The 4,486-nt window shown below is 61.6% G+C and carries 6 protein-coding genes; 3 read left to right on the forward strand and 3 right to left on the reverse strand.

The window, feature by feature from the left end; genetic code table 11:
* The 3 genes from AB1I47_RS33410 to AB1I47_RS33420 form a co-directional block, all read left to right on the forward strand.
* Positions 1 to 744, forward strand: a 744-nt coding sequence (locus AB1I47_RS33410) for a VIT1/CCC1 transporter family protein (RefSeq protein ID WP_354687929.1), incomplete at its 5' end; no start/stop codon positions are given.
* 147 nt (positions 745 to 891) lie between these two features.
* On the forward strand, positions 892 to 1,578 hold the full coding sequence (locus tag AB1I47_RS33415) for a TetR/AcrR family transcriptional regulator (protein ID WP_354687930.1): 687 nt from the start codon (positions 892 to 894) through the stop codon (positions 1,576 to 1,578).
* Positions 1,579 to 1,743: 165 nt separating this feature from the next.
* Positions 1,744 to 2,418: a histidine phosphatase family protein gene (locus tag AB1I47_RS33420; RefSeq protein ID WP_354687931.1), complete on the forward strand. Its 675-nt coding sequence runs from the start codon at positions 1,744 to 1,746 to the stop codon at positions 2,416 to 2,418.
* A gap of 105 nt (positions 2,419 to 2,523) precedes the next feature.
* Here the strand turns inward: AB1I47_RS33420 and AB1I47_RS33425 are convergent, their stop codons facing one another.
* The 3 genes from AB1I47_RS33425 to AB1I47_RS33435 form a co-directional block, all read right to left on the reverse strand.
* On the reverse strand, positions 2,524 to 3,180 hold the full coding sequence (locus tag AB1I47_RS33425; protein ID WP_354687932.1) for a PAAR domain-containing protein: 657 nt from the start codon (positions 3,178 to 3,180) through the stop codon (positions 2,524 to 2,526).
* Positions 3,181 to 3,280: 100 nt separating this feature from the next.
* Positions 3,281 to 4,105 carry a lysozyme inhibitor LprI family protein gene (locus AB1I47_RS33430; protein ID WP_354687933.1) on the reverse strand — a complete coding sequence of 275 codons (825 nt, stop codon included), beginning with the start codon at positions 4,103 to 4,105 and terminating at the stop codon, positions 3,281 to 3,283.
* Positions 4,106 to 4,123: 18 nt separating this feature from the next.
* The coding region (locus AB1I47_RS33435) for a hypothetical protein (protein WP_354687934.1) at positions 4,124 to 4,486 on the reverse strand (363 nt) is incomplete at its 5' end.

The raw sequence follows: 4,486 nt of genomic DNA on the forward strand, positions 1-4,486 counted from the left end.
GCCCAGACCATGCCCCCGACCAGCGCCCCTACCCCACCCGGCTTCGGCGCCCGCGTGCGGCGCCTGATCCATCGCCCCTCCGGCAATGCGCTGCGCGCCGCGGTGCTGGGCGTCAACGACGGGCTGGTATCCAGCTTCTGCCTGGTGATGGGGCTGGAAGGTGCGGCGGCCACGCGCGAGGCGGTCATCCTCGCCGGGCTGGCGGGCCTGGTGGCGGGCGCATGCTCGATGGCGCTGGGCGAGTGGCTGTCGGTCACCAACAGCCGCGAGATGAACAACAAGCGGATGCGAGACATGGCCAACGAGATCGAGCACGATGCCGGCAAGGCCCGGCAAAGGCTGGTGACGGTGATTACGGGCAAGGGCCTGCCGCCGGCCGATGCCGAGCGCGCCGCCGACGAGATCATGCGCAATCCGCGCACGGCGCTCGACACCTTCGCGCGCGACGTGCTCGGCATCAATCCGCAGGAGCGCGGCGGCAACCCGGTGCAGGCGGCGGTGATCTCGTTCGTGCTGTACAGCAGCGGCGCGCTGGTGCCGCTGCTGCCGTTCCTGGTGACCGCCGGTCCGTCCGCGCGGCTCGGCAGCATCATTGCCTGCCTGGCCGGGCTGGGGCTGGTGGGCTGGGGCACGTCGTCGTTCAACGGCCGCGCGGGATGGTTTTCCGCCGTGCGGCAGATCGTGATCGGCGGCATGGCGGCGGCCTTTACCTACGGGCTTGGGACGGTGTTCGGGTCGCTCTGAGGCCGCGTCGGACCGCGCAACCGAAAGCGGCGCCGGGTGCGCCCCCCCACGCGCGTCCGAACAACCACCCGACAAAAACCTTGACGCGTCGCGGCGCGCGCCGGTATTTTTCAAAATCGAATCCGAATTCGAATACGGAAAATCCCTATGTCAGCCACCTCGTCCGGCCTCTCCAACACCAGCTCCTTTCCCCGTATCGATACGCCTTCGATCCTGCAGCCGCCGCGCCAGCGCCGCGCCCGCGAGACCGAGCAGGCCTTGCTCGGCGCGGGCCGCGAACTGCTGGCCACGCGCGACTTTGCCGCGGTGTCGGTCGCGCAGATCGCCGCGGCCTGCCAGGTTTCGGTAGGCGCCTTCTACGGCCGCTTCCGCGACAAGATGGCCTATTTCGAGGCGCTGCGCGGGCTGGTGATGGAAGAGACCTCAGCCTCGATCGACCGCTATCTGGCCCAAGAGCGCTGGGACGATGTGCCGACGCCGGTGCTGCTGGAAAAGACCGCGCGCTTCCTGGTGCTGGGCACGCGCGCCAACCGCGGCGTGATGCGCGCTTCGCTCAGGCATGCGTCGACCCGGCCGGAGGAATGGCTGCCCCACCGCCAGAACGGCGAAGCCATCGTCGAACGCATGGTGCAGCTGCTGGTACCGCGGCTGTCGCTGCCGGCCGATACCGCCGAGCTGCGCGTGCGCTTTGCCATGCAGGCGGTCTTCAGCGTGCTGGTCAATGCGGTGCTCAACGATTCCGGCCCGCTGCATCTCGACGACGACCGGCTGCTGCCCGAACTGAGCCGCCTGATGGCCGGCTACCTGGGCGTGCCTTGCGAGCCGCAAGCCTGAACCCGCGGGGGGACTCTTCCCCTGCGGTAATGCAGCCAGGCCATGGCTGCTATGAATTGCGCACCGCTTGCTTGGCCGCCGCGGTGCGCATCCCTAGAATGCCTGCACGCCGGGCCCGCGCCCGGCCCGCATCCGCAACCCGCACCAACGCCTAACGGGACCGCTATGGCCACGCTTTTCCTCGTCCGGCACGGACAAGCCTCGTTTGGCGCCGCCAACTACGATTGCCTGTCGCCGACCGGCCGCCAGCAGGCGCGCTGGCTGGGCGAGTATTTCGCCGAGCGCGGCGTGGGCTTCTGCCGCGTGGTGGCCGGCTCGCTGGTGCGCCAGCGGGACACCGCCGCTGAAATCCTGGCCGGCATGGGGCAAGCCCAGGCAGAGATCGCCACGCACCCGGGCCTGAACGAATACGACGGCGAGGCACTGTACCGCTGCCATACCGGCGGCGCCGACCATCGCGCCCACCAGAACGGCGACTACAACGACTACTGGCGCACCTTCCGCGCGGCCTACCACGCGTGGACGCAGGACGGGCTTGCCGACATGCCCGAGACCTGGGGCGACTTCGGCACGCGCATTGCCGGCGCGCTGGCGCTCGCCTGCGAAGGCACCACCCGCGAGGATGCGATCCTGGTGGTCAGCTCCGGCGGCGCCATCGGCCGCGCCACCGCCGATCTGCTCGGCGCGCCGTCGCAGGCGGCGATCGAGATGAACCTGCAGTTCCGCAATACCGCGTTCTGCGAGATCATCGTCGGCCGCGGCGTGCAGCGGCTGCTGAGCTTCAACAGCGTGCCGCACCTGGAACGGCCCGAGCGCCGCGGTGCGCTGACGTTTGCCTGAAGGGCGCCGTGGCTTGGCGGCGTGGGATAGTACCCCGCCCTTTACACGCCAACCGTCGCCGAAAAGTCCTCTGCTTGGATTTTGCAGTTCCGTGCGGGAGGGGTCTTATGCAATGCTTACGGACTCGCTCTGCGACGCAACCAGGCGCGGCTTCGGATCACACTTGCACAGGCACCAGTCATAGCTCAACGCCTGTTCGCGGCCATCATGTCCCGGACTGGGCATCCGCTCGCCCACGCAGCCTATCTTGCCCGTTGTCTTGCATTTCGGGCACCAGACGGGGTCGCCCTCATACGCCAACGCCCGACCGTTAAGCATTTCGGTCCGGGAGGTCGCAATGACAGTACCGTTTGTCGTAGTAGTGTCGCCATTGAGAATGTCATGACGCTGGTTCACCATCCATTCCTTGAAATCAAGTCGTACTGCTGTTGTGTTGCCCGCCATCATCAAGTTGTGAAGGACGGGCACGAAATGCCATTGCCCGAACTCCGGGTCGAACATGGCGATTTGATTGCAGTCGGCAATATCACCTTGCGTAAAGGCGATAGCTTCAGCGGCACGCCCAAACGCCGTGGTCAGGCGGGTAGCGTCCCACATCAAAATTTCTCTGTTGGTTTCCTGCCAGGCAAACAGGCCTGCGGCTTCGCGCAACTTGGCAACTTCCGCCAGCGTTACCGCATCCACTTCGAATCCTTGCGCCTCGCGCGCCCAGTGGTGCATCTCACGGGCATATCTGCCGACTGCACCACTTGGCGTTTGCACCAGGCATCACAAGATGATCTGCAGGAAAAATCAAGGCTGACCTTCCTTTATACACACGAGCAATATGGATGCGTGTCAACAATCCTCCCGATTGCCCCGGTTATTGTCGCGTTCCCTCCATCAATTCCTCCAATCGCCTACTCATTGACGACTTCAGGCACTTCTCATCTGATTCGCATTCTGTGCGAGCCTTTAGCCACGCCCTCTGTTCATTAATTAAATTATTCTCATCGCCCTCAGATTCTCGATGCTGAGTAATCGCAAGTCTGTACGCATCGTATATGCTTCGATCGAAGGATGCCAATGCAAGTGAGTGACATATTGCAGACTCGGCCTTGCTACTTTTCCTCGCGCACAAAAACGACGGGTTTGGTCTTGTATTCTCGCGAACCTTTCTTAGAACAAGAATTGTTTCGTCATACCACCGCAACAAAATCACGTTTCTCTCTAATTTTACTATCCAAGATCCTCTTGGCCCGCCGTTCGCACCCAGGGTGCCATTCCAAGTTTCCTCCCCGCAATTAATATGCAGTACTTTGTGCAACTTGAGTTCATTGAGGTTAAGCTTGTAGTCTTTGGGGTTCGCCAACTTAGTTGGATATCCATATCCGGCCATACTCTCAGCGATGAGCTGCTTCGGCGCCAGACGGTCGGCATTAACTTTTGGACGGCGGCAAATACCATTTTCCGGGGTATCGTTCGAAATACCGTTTGACTCAAACTTGAAAAACCGACCGCGAAGGCGCGGATCATTCCATTGATACAATGTCGTGCGCGATGAATTTGTATTGAGATGAACCTCAGCAACCTGCCACAATCCGACTATTGATTCATCCAATTCGTTAGCGCACAAATTAGATATATTTAGTGCAAAAAAGATAATAGATATTATCTTGAGCGGCCGTCCAATCGCATACTCTCTCATGGGGAGCTATCTAGTTTTTTAACGTGATGGCAGTGGCGCGCCATTAATTTTATATGCGCCGTAAATAAAGAGATCAACTTCGTCGCTTCTGCGATTCGTAAGTCCATCCAAGACAACCCCGCCGGATGTATTTCCCTCTCTAATTTTATTCATGGCATCGCCGAGGTAAGTACTCCAATCAGCCATATGCAGGTACAGGCTGTAGACGTCTTGCCTTTCGTCGGCGGGCTGCGGTCCCGTACTGTTAGGCGCCGGTGGCAAAGCCAGCTGATGACGCACCAGTGCGAAGCCGGTCGAGTACGCCGCCCATTTGCCATCGGCGAATTGCAAGTGCGGATAGCGATCATTGATCCGGTAAGCGACGATCTCGCCGTCCGCGAT

The sequence above is a fragment of the Cupriavidus necator genome (assembly GCF_040578825.1).
In the GTDB taxonomy this organism is placed as follows: domain Bacteria; phylum Pseudomonadota; class Gammaproteobacteria; order Burkholderiales; family Burkholderiaceae; genus Cupriavidus; species Cupriavidus necator_E.